A 16,390-nucleotide genomic window follows, 5' to 3' on the forward strand; every position below is an offset into this window, starting at 1 on the left:
ACTTCCGTTCGATCGAGAAGAGGTAGCAACCGCGTGAGTGTGCCCGACGACCATCTGTCCGACAAGAGACCCGCCACCGAGCGGGTGGGCTTTCACGCCGCTGTGGATGTGCGGTGGTCGGATATGGATGTGTATCAACACATCAACCACGCGCGGATGGTGACGTTGCTCGAAGAGGCGCGGATCCCGTGGCTGCTGGTGGACGGTAGGCCGACTGCGAATCTGCGTCACGGTGCCGTCATTGCCGACCTGCACGTGAAGTATCGCGGGCAGCTGCGACACGAGGACGGACCCCTCGACGTCTTCATGTGGATCGATGCGGTCCGCGCGGTGGACTTCGTCGTGGGGTACGAGGTGCGGGCACGCGGGGCATCGCTGGATATGCCGGCAGCGGTGGTGGCGTCGACGCAGATCGCGGCGTTCGACATCGATGCGCAGCGACTGCGTCGACTCACCCCCGCCGAGCGCGAGTTCCTGGTGAGTTGGCAGCGTGTATGAGCGCGTTCTGACCGTTCCCGAAGCGGTCGAGCGGGAGAACCTCCAGACGTTCTGCAGTAGGGCATTGCGCTTGGACGAGGCTGCTGTCGTTCGGTTGCGTACTCGGGCCGTCGGAGGCGTGTCGTGTTGGGCGGCAACCGGTTTCGATGCGCTCGCTGCGCGCGTGATAGCGGGAACCATCGTGCCCGACGACACCAGTGCGGGTGCCGATGTGTTGGTGTCCGCACTGCAGAACGCGGACGACGGCGTGATCGACCCGGGTTTCTCGATGGACTCCGCGTGGCGTGGCACCCTTCCTCCCGACAGCGGATTCGAGCATCTCGACGACGTCCCCGCCCGGGTGCTCATCGGACTCGCACAGCGCGGTGCCGCATTGGCGAAGGAACACGGCAGCAGTCACGGGCCGCCGAGCTCACTGCTCGAACAGCAGGTGTTGCACGTGACCGGTGACGGCGACGACGTCTCGGTCACCATGCGCACCGTATTCGCTTTGACCGCAATGGGTTTCGTGCCGCACGACGGCAACGATCCGTTGACGATCGACGTCGACCCGGAGAGGATCGCCGCCGCAGAGGTGGTACGAGTACGTGCCACGAAGGTGTGGTTGCGTCTCGATGCCAGGTTCGGGTCGGTGTTCGTTCGCCGCCCGGGCCGACAGTTGTCGCTCACTGTCGAACGCTGAGCGTGGCCGGTCGGCCGGTTCGGACGAGCCGGCCGGCCGGCTCAGACGAGCCAGGCGGCCGCGTTCGCGGGAAGCATCCCGTCGACCAGCGGAGTGCTGGTCAGCAACACTTCGCCGGGTGGGAGTGGGATCGACTCGTCGGAGGCGTTGAGGGCGCAGATCAAGCCCCCGCGGCGCCGGAAGGCCAGGCACCCGGGAGGGGCTCCGTACCAATCGATTTCGCCGCCGGTGAACTCCGGCCGCAGGGTGCGCAACTCGAACGCCGTGCGGTACAGGCTGAGCATCGAATCGACCTCTTCGAGCTGCGCCTCGGCGGTCAGACCCTTCCACTCCGGCGGCATCGGCAACCAGGTGCGATCGGTGGAGAACCCGAACGGCGGGGCATCGCCCTCCCACGGCATGGGGACTCGGCAGCCGTCGCGTCCGCGCTCGGTGTGCCCGGATCGCTCCCATACCGGGTCCTGCAGGGCACTGTCGGGCAGCTGCACGTTCGGTAGCCCGAGCTCGGCACCGTTGTAGACGAAAATTGTGCCAGGAAGGGCCAATTCGACGAGAATCATGGCCCGGGCCCGGTGGTAGCCCAGGTCTCCGTCGCCGTACCTGGTGACCTCGCGTTCGACGTCGTGGTTCGACAGTGTCCACGTGGGGGTGCCCCCGACCAGTTCGACGGCCGCGAGCGAGTTGGAGATCGCATCGCGGATGGTCTCGGCGTCGAAATCGACACTGGCCAAGCGGAAGTTGAAGCCCAGGTGCAGCTCGTCGGGGCGGATGTATTCGGAGAACCGAACGTTGTCCTGAACCCAGATCTCGCCGACCGTCACCGCATGGGGGTATTCGTTCATGACGGCTCTGATGCGGCGGTGCAGTTCGTGGACTCGGGGGTTGTTGAACCGGGGATCGTCGTCGTCGTTCTTCATCAGTGCGTTGAACTCGAGGCTCATGTCGGCCAGCTCGGCAGGTTTTGCCATGCCGTGGGCGACGTCGAGTCGAAATCCGTCGACGCCTCGGTCCAGCCAGAACCGAAGTGTGCGCGCGAAGTCGTCGAAGACCTCGGGGTTGTCCCAGTTCAGGTCCGGTTGTTCGGGCGCGAAGATGTGCAGGTACCACTGACCGGGGGAGCCGTCCTTCTCGTCGACTCGCGTCCAGGCGGGACCGCCGAAGATGCTCGGCCAGTTGTTCGGCGGCTGCGAACCGTCGTCACCGAGCCCGTCTCGAAAGATGTAGCGCGCTCGCTCGGCGCTGCCACGAGGGGCGTTCAGAGCCGCCTGGAACCACCGGTGTTCGTTACTGGTGTGATTGGGCACCAGATCCATCGTGACCTTGATGTCGCGGGCGTGAGCCTCGTCGAGCAACGCGTCGAAGATCTCGAGACTGCCGAACATGGGGTCGATGTCGCGGGGGTCGGAAACGTCGTAGCCGTGATCGGCCATGGGCGACCGCGTGATCGGTCCGATCCAGATGGCATCGATACCGAGCAATTCGAGGTACCCGAGCTTGTCTCTGATGCCGTCGAGATCACCGATACCGTCACCGTTCGCATCTGCGAACGACCGGGGATAGATCTGGTAGAAGACGGCGTCCTGCCACCACGACAACTCGGTGCTTTCGATCGGATCGGTCACAACTGGCAATAGTGCCAAACGAATGGGCTGCGAACGATTCGAGGGCGCTGGCGTGCACCCGGCAATGCAATGGCGGTCGATCCGAAGGTAAAGGATTGTGCTCATTCACATGACCGACACGTATCCGCACGTTTGGAAAGTGTTGTATGTTCTGCAACGTAAAACGTGCAGCGGCCGGTGCCGCGCCCGACGGTGAGGACGCGACGACACCATGAGAACCTCGACCATAGAAGCCGTGCGGCTGGAAGATGTTTCGCTCTCCGACAGTCCCATCGAACCCACCTGGATCCTCGAGGGAAACCCGCGGGCTCGCGTCGCGGAGTGGTCCAGGAGTACCGACGGCACCACGACCACCAATGTGTGGGATTGCACGGCCGGACGCTTTCGGTGGTACTTCGCGGTCGACGAGATCGTCCACATCATGGACGGGTCGGTCGTCGTGTCCAGTGAAGATCACGCGCCCCGGACTCTCGTCGCCGGCGACGCGGCGTTGTTCCGCGCCGGCACCTGGTCGGAATGGCGAGTCGACAACTACGTCCGTAAGCACGCTATCCTGCGGCAGCACCTGCCCGCGCCGCTGAGCTTCGTGCTCGGGGTAGCCGGCTCACTTCGCCGTCGGCTCGGCCGCCTCAGAGGTGGCGCAGCGGGCCCTCGGCGGGGCGCGTCGCTGTAGAAGATGACGTCGTAGGCAGGAACGCCGTAGCTATCAGATTGCCGAGTTCATCATCGAATTGGCAGCCATCTCCATGTAGTCGACGAGTTGCGTTCGGTGCGCAGAATCCAGGACGGCCGGGTCGATCGAAGCGATCGCGATGTGCATGCATCGAAGCCAGGCGTCACGTTCGAGCGGCCCGATCCGAAACGGATTGTGACGCATCCGCAATCGTGGATGACCCCGTTCGTCGGAGTACGTACGAGGCCCGCCCCAGTACTGCTCGAGGAACATTCGCATCCGCCGTTCGGCCGGTGCCAGGTCCTCCTCGGGATACAGGGGCCGCACGATCTCGTCCTTGGCCACTTCTTCGTAGAACTTCGCCGTGAGCAACCGGAATGTCTCCGCACCGCCGACCGCGTCGTAGAACGTCTGCTGCGGTTCGGTCATCACACTCTCTCTGTTCGTTCCTCGTCGGCGTCGGTCACACTCATTGTCCCTCAGCTGCTGCTCTCGACTGCAACCCCACCCGGACGACCCAGCGCATACGGGGCTTTGATACCGGCATCGTCGAACGACTGCAGGATGTCGCGGTGGAGGCGGCGCTGCACTGCCCATTGGCGGCCGGGTCGGGTCTTGATCGTGATCCGGATGGTCACGGTATCGGCGCTGACGGCATTGACGCCGAGCATCTCCGGGGGCTCGAGGATGTCACCGTCGAAGTCGCCGGAGTCCACGACCCCGGTGGTGGTTCTCTCGGCCACCGCGCAGGCCTCGTCGATGTTGGCCGTGTGGGAGACAGGGAGGTCGAGGACAGCTACCGCGAACCCTTGGCTCATGTTGCCCACCCGCAGAACTTCACCGTTTCGGCAGTACCACACGGTGCCGTTGACATCTCGGATCGTGGTGACTCGCAATCCCACGCTTTCGACCGTGCCGATCGCCTCACCGAGATCGACGACGTCACCGACCCCGTATTGATCCTCGAGAAGCATGAAGATTCCGGACAGGAAGTCACGGACCAGGTTTTGCGCACCGAAACCGAGGGCGACACCGACGATCCCCGCCGACGCGATGAACGGGGCGACGTTCACACCCACGACGTCGAGCACCGACAGCACGAACCAGGTCAGGATCATGACCGACACCGCAGATCGGAGCACCGAACCGATCGTGTTGGCCCGCTGTCTGCGCCGTTCGTTGAGTATCTCGCCCTTCACCGTTCCCGAGGACCGGTCGCGTAACGGCCGGAGAAGTGCAGGTGATCGGCCGGAGTCGTGTCGAGTGAAGCGGTCGATCATTCGGTGCAACACGAGCCTCAGCACGATCGCCAGAACCAGATAGCCGAGGATCTGCAACGGACGGTCGACCAGCCAGTCGCGTCCGGTGTCGGTCAGTTCGAATGCTCGGGTGTCGAGCTCTCGCAGCAGCGAAGGTTCGGGTAACGGCGATACGGACAGAAGGGTTGATACAGCCACCCGAAAAGTCTACGGAGACACAGAAATCTTGCCAGTCACGCAGCGCATAGCGGTATCGATCCTCGAACTCGCTGATCGGAAACCGGAATGTTCACCGATCGGCAACAGAAAATGCGCAGAAAAAGGCTGTGCGCGGGCGGTGTATTCGTGTTCCACTGTGAACCGTGTTCCACGCAAGCCATGCGCGGGCGCCGACACTCCCTGGAGTAATGCATGAAGAACTCTCAACACCGCCACCGACAACTCCCGCCCACTGAGGGCCGCACCACGCATGACCAGCGTGAGACGGCCTCGGGGGCTTCTCCGCTGCGCGTGGTGCCGACGGCCCACAACGCCACGGGCGACGACGCCGTGCCGGCGTGGGTCAAGCGCCGTGTGCTGCTCCTCAACGCAACTTTCGAACCACTGACCGCGCTTCCGATGCGCCGGGCGGTGGTTCTTCTCGTTTGCGGCAAGGCCGACGTGATCCACGACGATCCGGAGGGGCCGTTCATCCGGTCGGCCGATTACTCCGTCCAGGTGCCGTCGGTGATTCGGTTGCGGACGTTCGTCCGCGTTCCCTATCGGGCGCGGGTGCCGATGACCCGCGCGGCACTGATGCATCGCGACAGATTTCGGTGCGCGTATTGCGGTAGCAAGGCCGAGACCGTCGATCACGTCGTGCCTCGCAGCCGCGGCGGCGGCCACTCGTGGGAGAACTGCGTTGCGTGCTGCGCCTCCTGCAACCACCGCAAGGCGGACAAGCTGCTCAGTGAGATCGGGTGGACGCTGCGAGCCCAGCTCGTACCGCCGAAGGGCCCGCACTGGCGTCTGCTGGCGACCACGAAGGAGTTGGACCCGAGCTGGTTGGCATACCTCGGCGAAGGCGCTGCCTGACTGTCGGCCGTTGGCTCTTTTCGGTCACAACACCAGCCCCGACGTGGTCCGACGGGCAATTGTCGACTAACGTCACACCCCGTGAGCATTTTGGAGACCACGCTGATATTCGGGGTGATTCCGGTTGCGGTGATCGGAATCGTCGGCGCGTTGTCCTACTTGACCGACAAGCAGCCGGGGATGGACGTCCCTCCGTACCGGCTGACGGACGAGTGGACGCGCGAGCCATTGCTGTGGAGCGCTACGGACGAGGTGACTCCGTTCGGAGGCCACGGATCGCACGACGCGGACACAGCCGATTCGATCGGAGGTGCTGCAAGTGGCAAGTGGTGAACTGGTACGTGGCGGTGACATCCGGGAAGAAGACCTGCCGTTCGGGGCTGCGCTGACGGCGAGTGGTCGCGTATCGGTGGCACACGAGTTCGGCACGCCGAGCCCGGAGCACCTGCCTTTCGCGACGCAGGATCTGGTCGCGCTCGACGACGCACTGAGTGAGGCGACCCGGCGAACGAAGATTCGGTTCAACATCTACGTCGGTGACCTGGGAGTCGATCCGGCTGCGGGAGCGGATTCGGTCTTCCCCGGCACCCCCGATGCGATTCGTTCGGTTCTGATCGCTGTCGACCCCAACCGGCACGCGCTCGAGATTCGGACCGGAAAGCGGGTTTCCAACCGCGCTACCGATCGGGTTGCTCAGCTCGGCGTCACCGCTGCGCTCGGCCCGTTCCGCGACGGCAACCTCATCGACGGTCTCGTGACTTCGGTCCGCGTGATGGCAGCATCCATCCTCGCGCCGTAGCTCTACGCGCTGCATCCCCGCAGTTCTCGGCCGGCGTTTCCGGCGACGACGAGGGCCGGTTGCGTCTCACCTTCGCGGGTGAGACGCAACCGGCCCTCGTCGTGTGTCTACCTGTGATCAGGCGGCGTCGTATGCCCGGGCCGCGAGTGCCCGAACGACTCCGGCCCGGCCTTCGATCACCAGTCGGCGCAGAGCAGGTGGAAGGTCGCCATCGAGGAACCTGTCGGCGGCGGCCAACGACTGCTCGCTGATCGACCACGAGGGGTAGAGACCAACCACGACGGTCTGTGCGACTTCACTCGATCGACGAGCCCACACGCCGTCGATCGCCTCGAAGTAGCGGTCGACGTACGGCTCGAGTAGTTCGCCCTGGCCGGGGCCCGCGAAACCACCGATGATCGATCGCGCCGTGATGTTCGGAACCGCGTCGTCGTCGACGACGGTCGTCCATGCCCGCTCCTTCACCTCGGCACTGGGACGCGCAGCTCGTGCAGCGGCAGCCGACCGCGCCCCGGCGGCGGTGTTGTCCTTCTCGGCTTCGGCGTCGATGACCGGCGAATCGAGCCCATCGGCATCGATGGCTCCGGCCGCCGCAAGGGCGGTGACGATGCGCCACCGCAGATCCGTATCGATGTCGAGTCCGGCCAAAGACTGCCCCTGGGCGTCACCGTCGAGGAGTGCGCGCAATACCTCGACATGGCGCTCGCCGAGTTCGGTACCGGTCAGAGCGTTGACGAACGCCAACTGGTGATCCGAGCCCGACTCGGCACCGCGGGCCAGCTCGAGCACTGCGTCGGCGAACTCCGGGACTCCGTGTTCTGCCGCCCACGCCGGATCGGCGTAGCTGGTGATGGCCGTCTGCGCCTGAAGCAGAAGACGTTGCACCACACCCACTTCGGTCTCGCTGCCGATTCCGCGCTGGACGAGAGCCACGAAATCGCGTGCCTTCATCTCGGCGGACCGAGTCATCTCCCACGCGGCCGACCAGGCGAGAGTGCGGGGGAGCGACTCGGCGATGTCGCCGATCCGATCGACGAGAACACCGAGGGAATCCGGATCGAGCCGCACTGCGCAATACGTCAGGTCGTCGTCGTTGACCAGCACTAGCTTGCCGCGCGATACACCCACGAGCGCTTCGACATTCGTCGATGCGGCAGCATCGAGGTCCAGCTCGACGCGGTCGGTACGCACCAACTTGCCGTCGACGTCGTCGTAGATGCCGATCGCGATGCGGTGTACGCGATGCTCGCCCGCGCCCGGTGCTGCGCCGGTCTGCGCCACTGCGAACCGGGTGAACTTGCCATCCGAGTCGACGTCGAAATCGGGGCTCAGAGTGTTCAGGCCGGTGGTCCGCAGCCACTGCGCACCCCAATCGGACAGGTCGCGACCCGACGACTTCTCCAGTGCCGCCAGCAGATCCGAGAACGTTGCGTTGGCGAATGCGTGATCGACGAAGTAGGCCCGCAACCCGGCCAGAAAGTCTTCCTTACCGACGTACGCAACCAGTTGCTTGAGCACGCTGGCACCCTTGGCGTACGTGATGCCGTCGAAGTTGACCTCCACGGCGGCCAGATCAGGGATGTCCGCGGCGATGGGGTGCGTCGAGGGCAGCTGGTCCTGTCGGTATGCCCAGGCCTTCTCGACGTTGGCGAACGTCGTCCACGCGTTGGTGTACTCGGTTGCCTCGGACTGACACAACACGGAGGCGAACGTCGCGAACGACTCGTTGAGCCACAGGTCGTCCCACCACGTCATGGTCACCAGGTCGCCGAACCACATGTGCGCCATCTCGTGCAGCACCGTCTCGGCGCGTCGCTCGTAGGAGTACCGCGTCACCTTGGACCGGAAGACGTAATCCTCGAGGAACGTGACGGCCCCGGCGTTCTCCATGGCCCCGGCGTTGAATTCGGGCACGAAGAGCTGGTCGTACTTGCCGAACGCATACGGGGTGCCGAAGTTCTCGTGGTAGAAGCCGAAACCCTGCTTCGTCTCGGTGAACAGTCGCTCGGCATCCATGTGTTCGGCAAGCGATGCGCGGCAGTAGATTCCGAGAGGGATGGTGCCGTGATCGTCGGTGTAAGAATCGGTCCACTCCGCGTAGGGACCGGCGATGAGGGCAACCAGGTATGTGCTCATCAGCGGCGTCGTGTCGAACACGTGCTCACCTGCGGCCGGCTCGGCGCCGTGCGCTGCGTTGGAGATGACGGTCCAGCTCTCGGGAGCGGTGACCTTCAGATCGAACGTGGCCTTGAGATCGGGTTGATCGAAGCACGCGAACATGCGCTTGGCGTCCGCAGTCTCGAACTGCGAGTAGAGGTACACCGAACCGTCCGACGGATCCACGAAACGGTGCAGGCCTTCTCCGGTGTGCGAGTAGACGCAGTCGGCATCGACCACGAGCTCGTTGTGCTCGGCGAGATCGCCCAGTGCCAGGCCCGTCGACTCGTCGTAGTTCGTCGTGTCGAGCGCTGTGCCGTTGAGCGTCGCCGACCGGATGGTGCCGGCGACGATGTCCACGAATGTCGACGCTCCGGCGGTGGCGGCGAACGTGATGGTGGTGAGCGAGCGGAACGTCTTCTCGCCGGGATTGCCCTCGCCGTCGGTGAGATCGAGAACGATCGCGTACTTCGTTTCCCCGATGATCGCCGAGCGCTCGGAGGCTTGGTCACGCGTCAGGTTGGGAGCAACCACTTCAGTCGACACCTCTTCGTGTAGTTATGGGTAGTGCCGTCCATCCCATCACGTCCGCCGTGTCGCGCGCTGGCTGACGGGTCGCGCGGAATGTCCACGCGGTGGCCGGGTGTTACGACATGAAGAGACAGTGACATCGACTTTCGAGGAGCAGACAGTGGCCGGTTCAGGACAGAAAGACACCGCTGATTTTTGGTTCGACCCGCTGTGCCCATGGTGCTGGATCACCTCACGTTGGATTCTCGAGGTCCAGCAGGTGCGCGACATCGACGTCAATTTCCACGTCATGAGCTTGGCCGTACTCAACGAGGGCCGCGACCTGCCCGAGGAGTACGCCGCGATGATGAAGAAGGCGTGGGGTCCAGTGCGGGTGGCCATCGCTGCGGCGAAGAGCAACGGCGACGAGATCCTCGCGCCGCTGTACGCCGCCATGGGCACGCGAATTCACAACGAGGGCAACAAGGATTTCGACGTCGTCATCCGAGAGTCCTTGGCCGAACTCGACTTGCCCGCCGATCTCGCCGCGGCAGCCGAGAGCACCGACTACGACGAGGATCTGCGCACCAGCCACCACGCAGGAATGGACAAGGTCGGCCCTGACGTGGGCACTCCCACCATTCACGTCAACGGCGTGGCGTTCTTCGGCCCCGTGCTCTCGCGGATCCCACGCGGTGAAGAGGCGGGCAAGCTGTGGGACGCGTCGGTGATCTTCGCGGCGTACCCGCACTTCTTCGAGCTCAAGCGCACCCGCAACGAGGACCCGCAGTTCGACTGATCGCGTGGCCCTCGTGCGTGGAAACTCGTAGCAGGAGCCGAGTTTCCACGCACGAGGGGTTGGGTGGTTTACGCGCGAGTGGCTAGGCGACGATCCGATCCGAGCCGCTGTCGGTGCCGAACGTCACATGCTCGCCCAAGTGGAAGCGCCTGGCCGACCACGCCGCTGCGGCGGCATCGAGGACGTCGTCGACGAGCGGCCCGTTCGGCAGGTCGTCCAGATCGAGAGCGCCGGCCCATCGTGTCAGTGCGGCCAACCGTTGCCCGACGCCGCGGCCGGTCTTCTTCGACGCGTAGACCGTGGTCGGTGACATCGCTCTGAACGAACATTCGGGATGTACTTCGACGTACCTGTCCGGATCGAAGTCCGACTCTCGCCACGCCCGAACTGCGGGCAGGATGTGCCACGTTTGCTTACTGATCGCCTTGCCGGTCTTCGACCGCGAGATCGAGCACGCCTGTTCGTACGACACCGCGTCCAGAACATCCGCGACCGGGGTATGAAAGATCGAACTGCGCGCCGTACCCAAGAACTTCTTCGCCTCCAGTTCGCTGACGCGATAACCGTCCACAGGTAGCGACAGAGGCATGTCGACGCCCACTCGCGCGCAGTCTCGGGTCTGCTCCAACACGTCGGAGACGGAGGAGCAGGCCGTCCACGTCACTCTCGTGCCGTCGAACACTGCGACCACCCACGCACCCTTCGCGCCGTCGACACCGGCGAATTTCTCGGCTCGTGAGTTCACCTGTCAGACTCTAGGCATGCGCGTATACCTGGGTGCCGACCACGCCGGCCTCGAGTTCAAGAATCAGATCATCGAACACCTGACGGCAACCGGGCACGAGCCCGTCGACTGCGGTGCGTTCGACTACGACCCCGTCGACGACTACCCGGCCTTCTGCATCGACGCAGCCCGTCGCGTCGTCGCCGATCCGGGCAGCCGCGGCCTCGTACTCGGCGGATCAGGAAACGGCGAGCAGATCGCCGCGAACAAGGTGCCGGGCGCACGCTGTGCCCTTGCATGGAGCGTCGAGACCGCGAAGTTGGCTCGCGAACACAACGATGCGCAGCTCATCGGCATCGGCGGCCGTATGCACACGTTGCCCGAAGCACTGGCCATCGTCGACGCGTTCCTCGGCACCCCGTTCTCGGGCGAGGAGCGTCATCAGCGCCGCATCGACATCCTGTCCGAGTACGAGCGCAGCGGCGAAGCACCCGAGGTTCCGGGAAAGCCCGAGTAAGTGCCGGAAGGGCATACCCTGCACCGACTCGCTCGGTTGCATCAACGTCGGTTCGGCGGGGCACCGGTGGAGGCGAGCAGTCCCCAGGGACGGTTCGTTTCCGGTGCCGCGCTGATCGACGGCCTCGTGCTCGAGAAGGCCGAGGCGTGGGGTAAGCATCTGCTGCACCGCTACGAATCCGACCTGATCGTGCACATTCACCTCGGCCTGTACGGAAAGTTCACCGAACACGCTGTGCCACTGGACGATCCGGTGGGTGCGGTGCGTCTGCGCATCGTGGGGGAGAAGTACGGTGCCGACCTGCGCGGCCCGACGGCCTGCGAGATCTACACCGAGCAGCAGGTCGACGCCCTCCTGGCGCGTCTGGGGCCGGACCCGCTCCGCAAGGACGCCGACCCCGACGCCGCCTGGGCACGAATATCCAAGTCACGCACGGCCATCGGCACGTTGCTGATGGATCAGAAGGTGCTCGCCGGCGTCGGCAACGTCTACCGCGCCGAGATCCTCTTCCGGCACGAGATCAACCCGATGCGCCCCGGAAAGGACCTCGACCGAGCCGAATGGGACGCCATCTGGCTCGATCTCGTCGATCTCATGGCCATCGGAGTCCGGCGCGGTCGCATCATCACCATCCGGCCCGAGGACGATCACGGCGACACCTACGGTGCCCGCCGACCGCGTTCGTATGTCTACCGCCGGGAAGGCCTCCCGTGCCGCGTGTGCGGAGCCGAGATCCTGCACTCGACGATGCAGGCGCGAAACCTGTTCTGGTGCCCCGTCTGTCAGGCGACGTGAGGCGGGCGAGCTAGAACCCGCCGAAATCCCCTCCGCCTCCGCCGCCGTCGAAGAAGCCACCGCCGTCTCCGCCGTCGAAGAAGCCGCCGCCGTCGTCACCGGGTCCGGCGTCGCCACCGTCGTAATTGTCACCAGCTCCCCCGTCGGAACCGTCCGCAACCAGGTCGCCACCCGATGCGGTCTCGTCCGGCACCCCGGCCATCCCGGAGAACATCGCCGAGAACAGGAACATCGAGCCCATTCCCCATGCGCCGGCGACCAAGGCCGGACGCCACCACGGCTCGGAATACCAGCCTGCGGGGACGGGTCGGCCCGCCACTCGTCCGCCGGGGTAGTAGTTCGGGGTCCGGTCCGACGGATCCGGTGAGGCTGCGATCTCTCGTCCCTCGAAGTCGACCTTGCGTTCCTCGGTGACGCGACCTGCCTGCTGTTGGCCGTCGATGCCCTGTACCTCGGGGCCCGGGTCCATTCCCATCGCCAGGCGCGCGGCGCGAATGTAATAGAGCCCTTCCAGTGCGGTCTGCTTGGCCAGCCTCGCCTGCTCGACGGTCGTCGCCTGGTCGATCTGCGAGCCCGCTGCGATGTTGCGCTCGGATGCGTCGGCGAGGGCCTGCTTGGATGCGGTGTCGGAGCCGACCAAGTTGTACACCTGGCCGCCCAGCCGTTCGATCGACTGGCGGGCGTCGGCCTTCGCGTCGGCCAGTGCGGTGGCCGCGGCCGCGGCGGAGTTCTTCTTGCTGCGCAGCACCAGCAGTGCCACGACGGCCACGACGATGACGATCAGGACGATTTCCACTTCTGAGCCTTCCATCGGCGATACATGTCCAGTTCGTCCGATTCACTCGAACACTGTCGACGATACGCGGACACGAAAAAGCCCCGCACTCGTGAAGTGCGGGGCTTTCGATGGAGCCGATGACGAGAATCGAACTCGCGTAGCCTGTTTGGAAGACAGGGGCTCTACCATTGAGCTACATCGGCGTGCAAACAACAGTCGTGGGATCGCCAGTTCCGTCGCCTGCGTTTCAAGACTGTACCCAAAGCGGTTGCCGGATTCCAAACCGGCCCGTCGAGCCCGGTCTCACGGAACGTCATGGGTGGGGCGCCCATGAGGGGCTACTATCGGTTGCTGTTCAATGGTGTCCGTACGACGGGGTGTGGCGCAGCTTGGTAGCGCATCCGCTTTGGGAGCGGAGGGTCGCAGGTTCAATTCCTGTCACCCCGACAAATGAGAGCCGCGGGCACGGCTCACCGTGCTCGTGGCGAGCGGAAGACAGCAAGCCAGAACTGCCAGCAAGCAAGAATCACCACAAAGGAGCATGTCCCGTGAAGAGCACCGTCGAGCAGCTGAGCCCGACGCGAGTCCGTATCAACGTTGAGGTGCCCTTCGAGGAGCTCAAGCCTGATTTCGACCGCGCGTACAAGGCTTTGGCTCAGCAGATCCGCCTCCCCGGATTCCGTCCCGGCAAGGCTCCGGCCAAGTTGCTCGAGGCGCGAGTCGGCCGTGGTGCAGTACTCGAGCAGGTCGTCAACGACGCTCTTCCCTCCCGCTACTCCGAGGCCGTGACCAACGAGAAGGTCAAGGTCATCGGCCAGCCCGAGATCGAGATCACCAAGATCGAAGACGGCACCGAGCTCACGTTCACCGCCGAGGTCGACGTGCGTCCCGAGATCGAGCTGCCGGATTACTCGACCATCAGCGTCGTGGTCGATCCGCTCGAGATCAAAGACGAGGCCGTCGACGAGCAGCTGCAGTCGCTCCGCCAGCGTTTCGGCACCCTCACCGGTGTCGATCGTCCGGTCCAGTCCGGCGACTTCGTTTCGATCGATCTCTCGGCCACGGTCGACGGCGAGAACGTCGAAGAGGCCACCGCCAGCGGGCTGTCCCACGAGGTCGGTTCCGGCCAGCTCATCGAGGGCCTCGACGACGCGATCATCGGCGTCTCGGCCGACGAGTCGAAGGAGTTCACCTCCACGCTCGTGGCCGGTGAGTACGCGGGCAAGGAAGCCGTCGTCACGGTCAAGGTCGTGTCCGTCAAGGAGCGCGAGCTGCCCGAGGCCGACGACGAGTTCGCCCAGCTCGCCAGCGAGTTCGACACGTTCGACGAGCTGATGGCCGATCTGAAGACGCGCGTCGAGCGAGTCGCGAAGGTCGAGCAGGCCGGTCAGATTCGCGACAAGGTGCTCGAGACGCTGCTCGAGACGCTCGAGATTCCGGCTCCCGAGGCCGTCGTCAAGGCGGAGGTCGATTCCCAGGTGCACGAGGCCATCCACGGCCTCGACCACAACGAGGAAGCGCTCGCCGAGTTGCTCGAGTCGCAGGGTTCGAGCCGCGAGGAGTTCGACAAGGACGTCAAGGAGGGTGCCGAGAAGTCGGTGCGCACCCAGCTCCTCCTCGATGCCATCGCTGAGGCCGAGAACACTCAGGTCGGCCAAGACGAGCTGACCGAGCGGATCATCTTCCAGGCCCAGCGCTACGGCATGCCGCCCGAGCAGTTCATCCAGCAGGTGCAGCAGGCCAACCAGCTCGGTGCCGTGTTCGCCGATGTCAAGCGCGGCAAGGCGCTTGCCTCGGTCGTCGAGCGCGTCACCGTGACCGACACCAACGGAGCCAGCGTCGACACCGCCGAGCTGTTCGGCAGCCCTGCCGATGCTCCCGACGAGGTCGAAGCAGCTGATTCTTCCGAGGGCGAACAAGAGAAGTAACGCTCACAGCGAACGACGGCGGTTCCGGGACTCCGGAGCCGCCGTCTTTCGTTAGTGTCTGTGTCAGGAACCAACGATTTGTTATGGAAAAGGCAGGTACCGTGACTGTTCAGAATCCGGCGGCTTCGCACGAGCAGAGTCCCGTCATGACTTCGGCCGCAGCAGGGCTGAATCTCAGCGACTCCGTGTACGAGCGTCTGCTTCAAAACCGCATCATTTTCCTCGGTACCCAGGTCGACGACGACATCGCCAACAAGTTGTGCGCGCAGATCCTGCTCCTGTCGGCCGAGGACCCCACCCGCGACATCTCGCTCTACATCAACTCGCCCGGTGGCTCGGTCACCGCAGGTATGGCGATCTTCGACACCATGGAATTCGCCGAGTGCGATATCGCCACCTACGGGATGGGCTTGGCTGCCTCGATGGGCCAGTTCCTGCTCTCGGCCGGCGCGAAGGGCAAGCGGTACGCCCTGCCGCACGCGCGCATCATGATGCATCAGCCTTCGGCCGGTATTGGCGGCAGCGCTTCGGACATCGCGATCATGGCCGAGCAGTTCGCGCACACCAAGCGTGAGATGGCCGAGCTCATCGCTCAGCACACCGGCCAGACCGTCGAGCAGATCACTGAGGATTCCGACCGTGACCGGTGGTTCACGGCACAGGCGGCCAAGGAATACGGGTTCGTGGATCACGTCGTCAGCCGCGCGCGGCAGGCCGGCGGAGTCGGCGAGTAATTCGGCCGCTACCGGCGACCCTCGATCACTCACATCTTGGAGAAACGATGACAAACCTGTTCGATCCCAACCAGTTGCCGTCCTCGCGGTACATCCTTCCGTCCTTCGTCGAGCACTCGAGCTACGGCGTCAAGGAGTCGAACCCGTACAACAAGCTGTTCGAGGAGCGCATCATCTTCCTCGGCGTCCAGGTCGACGATGCGTCTGCCAACGACGTCATGGCACAGCTGCTGGTGCTCGAGGGCCTCGACCCCGACCGTGACATCACGATGTACATCAACTCACCCGGCGGCTCGTTCACCTCGTTGATGGCCATCTACGACACGATGCAGTACGTTCGCGCCGACGTGGCGACAGTGTGCCTCGGCCAGGCTGCTTCGGCTGCCGCGGTACTGCTCGCAGCCGGCACCCCCGGCAAGCGCGCGGCTCTGCCGAACGCACGAGTGCTGATCCACCAGCCCTCGAGCGGCGGAATCCAGGGCCAGGTCTCGGACCTCGAGATCCAGGCCGCCGAGATCGAACGTATGCGTCGACTCATGGAAACCACCCTCGGCCGCCACACCGGCAAGGATCCCGACGTGATCCGCAAGGACACCGATCGCGACAAGATCCTCACCGCCGAGCAGGCCAAGGACTACGGCATCATCGACACCGTGTTCGAGTACCGCAAGCTCTCGGCGCAGAAGTAGCACGCAGGTACCACCGGTCGGATCGCCTCGAGATCCGGCAGACGATCGGACGCCGGGCACGAGTGGACAACTCGGCCCGGCTGTCTCGATTCACGCCCCGAATGCCGTAATTGGTGAAAACGGGCGGCGAATCACCGGAAACAACCCGCCCA

At 64.6% G+C, this 16,390-nt stretch carries 18 protein-coding genes and 2 tRNA genes; 13 read left to right on the top strand and 7 right to left on the bottom strand.

The features are described from left to right. Positions 1-33: 33 nt before the first annotated feature. Together QM588_RS05240 and QM588_RS05245 are read left to right on the top strand one after the other, a co-directional pair. Complete coding sequence (locus QM588_RS05240) at positions 34-498, top strand: acyl-CoA thioesterase (RefSeq protein ID WP_283312040.1); 465 nt, start codon at positions 34-36, stop codon at positions 496-498. Further along, positions 491-1,180: a hypothetical protein gene (locus QM588_RS05245; protein WP_283312041.1), complete on the top strand. Its 690-nt coding sequence runs from the start codon at positions 491-493 to the stop codon at positions 1,178-1,180. The genes QM588_RS05240 and QM588_RS05245 overlap by 8 nt, the downstream gene beginning before the upstream one ends. 41 nt (positions 1,181-1,221) lie before the next feature. Here the strand turns inward: QM588_RS05245 and QM588_RS05250 are convergent, their stop codons facing one another. Next, entirely contained in the window at positions 1,222-2,802 is a 1,581-nt protein-coding gene (locus QM588_RS05250; RefSeq protein WP_283312042.1) for a glycoside hydrolase family 13 protein, read from the bottom strand. A gap of 211 nt (positions 2,803-3,013) precedes the next feature. Between QM588_RS05250 and QM588_RS05255 the strand changes: the two genes are divergently transcribed. Further along, positions 3,014-3,475, top strand: coding sequence for a cupin domain-containing protein (locus QM588_RS05255; protein WP_032370207.1), 462 nt, complete (start codon positions 3,014-3,016; stop codon positions 3,473-3,475). 33 nt (positions 3,476-3,508) lie between these two features. Here the strand turns inward: QM588_RS05255 and QM588_RS05260 are convergent, their stop codons facing one another. Both QM588_RS05260 and QM588_RS05265 read right to left on the bottom strand, forming a co-directional pair. Next, on the bottom strand, positions 3,509-3,904 hold the full coding sequence (locus QM588_RS05260; RefSeq protein WP_027497590.1) for a globin: 396 nt from the start codon (positions 3,902-3,904) through the stop codon (positions 3,509-3,511). 50 nt (positions 3,905-3,954) lie between these two features. Beyond that, positions 3,955-4,914 (bottom strand): mechanosensitive ion channel family protein, encoded by a 960-nt coding sequence (locus QM588_RS05265; protein ID WP_283312351.1) that lies wholly within the window; start codon positions 4,912-4,914, stop codon positions 3,955-3,957. 231 nt (positions 4,915-5,145) lie between these two features. On the opposite strand from QM588_RS05265, the gene QM588_RS05270 reads away from it, so the two are divergent. The 3 genes from QM588_RS05270 to QM588_RS05280 all read left to right on the top strand — a co-directional run bounded on the left by QM588_RS05270 (position 5,146) and on the right by QM588_RS05280 (position 6,607). Next, positions 5,146-5,808 (top strand): HNH endonuclease, encoded by a 663-nt coding sequence (locus tag QM588_RS05270; RefSeq protein ID WP_174557300.1) that lies wholly within the window; start codon positions 5,146-5,148, stop codon positions 5,806-5,808. An 81-nt stretch (positions 5,809-5,889) separates the two neighbouring features. Then, positions 5,890-6,141 carry an aa3-type cytochrome oxidase subunit CtaJ gene (gene ctaJ, locus QM588_RS05275; protein ID WP_283312043.1) on the top strand — a complete coding sequence of 84 codons (252 nt, stop codon included), beginning with the start codon at positions 5,890-5,892 and terminating at the stop codon, positions 6,139-6,141. After that, positions 6,128-6,607 (top strand): DUF5130 family protein, encoded by a 480-nt coding sequence (locus QM588_RS05280; RefSeq protein WP_222076017.1) that lies wholly within the window; start codon positions 6,128-6,130, stop codon positions 6,605-6,607. Before ctaJ ends, QM588_RS05280 begins: the two co-directional genes overlap by 14 nt. 117 nt (positions 6,608-6,724) lie before the next feature. On the opposite strand, the gene pepN is transcribed toward QM588_RS05280, so the two are convergent. Next, entirely contained in the window at positions 6,725-9,298 is a 2,574-nt protein-coding gene (pepN, locus tag QM588_RS05285; protein ID WP_283312044.1) for an aminopeptidase N, read from the bottom strand. A 157-nt stretch (positions 9,299-9,455) separates the two neighbouring features. On the opposite strand from pepN, the gene QM588_RS05290 reads away from it, so the two are divergent. Next, entirely contained in the window at positions 9,456-10,073 is a 618-nt protein-coding gene (locus tag QM588_RS05290; protein ID WP_222076021.1) for a DsbA family protein, read from the top strand. A gap of 82 nt (positions 10,074-10,155) precedes the next feature. On the opposite strand, the gene QM588_RS05295 is transcribed toward QM588_RS05290, so the two are convergent. Continuing rightward, entirely contained in the window at positions 10,156-10,818 is a 663-nt protein-coding gene (locus tag QM588_RS05295; RefSeq protein WP_283312047.1) for a DUF429 domain-containing protein, read from the bottom strand. Positions 10,819-10,834: 16 nt separating this feature from the next. Between QM588_RS05295 and QM588_RS05300 the strand changes: the two genes are divergently transcribed. Together QM588_RS05300 and QM588_RS05305 are read left to right on the top strand one after the other, a co-directional pair. Continuing rightward, positions 10,835-11,314, top strand: coding sequence for a ribose-5-phosphate isomerase (locus QM588_RS05300; protein ID WP_032374451.1), 480 nt, complete (start codon positions 10,835-10,837; stop codon positions 11,312-11,314). Next, complete coding sequence (locus tag QM588_RS05305; protein ID WP_032368209.1) at positions 11,315-12,109, top strand: Fpg/Nei family DNA glycosylase; 795 nt, start codon at positions 11,315-11,317, stop codon at positions 12,107-12,109. 10 nt (positions 12,110-12,119) lie between these two features. Here QM588_RS05305 and QM588_RS05310 read toward each other — a convergent pair whose 3' ends face one another. Both QM588_RS05310 and QM588_RS05315 read right to left on the bottom strand, forming a co-directional pair. Continuing rightward, on the bottom strand, positions 12,120-12,905 hold the full coding sequence (locus QM588_RS05310; protein ID WP_283312048.1) for a DUF1542 domain-containing protein: 786 nt from the start codon (positions 12,903-12,905) through the stop codon (positions 12,120-12,122). A 111-nt stretch (positions 12,906-13,016) separates the two neighbouring features. Continuing rightward, positions 13,017-13,090, bottom strand: a tRNA-Gly gene (locus QM588_RS05315). Between the two features lie 170 nt (positions 13,091-13,260). Here QM588_RS05315 and QM588_RS05320 point away from each other — a divergent pair. The 4 genes from QM588_RS05320 to QM588_RS05335 all read left to right on the top strand — a co-directional run bounded on the left by QM588_RS05320 (position 13,261) and on the right by QM588_RS05335 (position 16,238). Beyond that, positions 13,261-13,334 (top strand) — tRNA-Pro (locus QM588_RS05320). A gap of 101 nt (positions 13,335-13,435) precedes the next feature. Continuing rightward, positions 13,436-14,815, top strand: a complete 1,380-nt coding sequence (tig, locus tag QM588_RS05325; RefSeq protein WP_045841278.1) for a trigger factor — start codon at positions 13,436-13,438, stop codon at positions 14,813-14,815. Between the two features lie 83 nt (positions 14,816-14,898). Beyond that, positions 14,899-15,549, top strand: a complete 651-nt coding sequence (locus tag QM588_RS05330; RefSeq protein WP_072692168.1) for an ATP-dependent Clp protease proteolytic subunit — start codon at positions 14,899-14,901, stop codon at positions 15,547-15,549. A gap of 47 nt (positions 15,550-15,596) precedes the next feature. Then, positions 15,597-16,238, top strand: coding sequence for an ATP-dependent Clp protease proteolytic subunit (locus QM588_RS05335; protein WP_008715342.1), 642 nt, complete (start codon positions 15,597-15,599; stop codon positions 16,236-16,238). Positions 16,239-16,390 lie beyond the last annotated feature (152 nt).

Origin of the sequence: Rhodococcus sp. IEGM 1354 (assembly GCF_030056855.1) — a bacterium.
Lineage (GTDB): Bacteria > Actinomycetota > Actinomycetes > Mycobacteriales > Mycobacteriaceae > Rhodococcoides.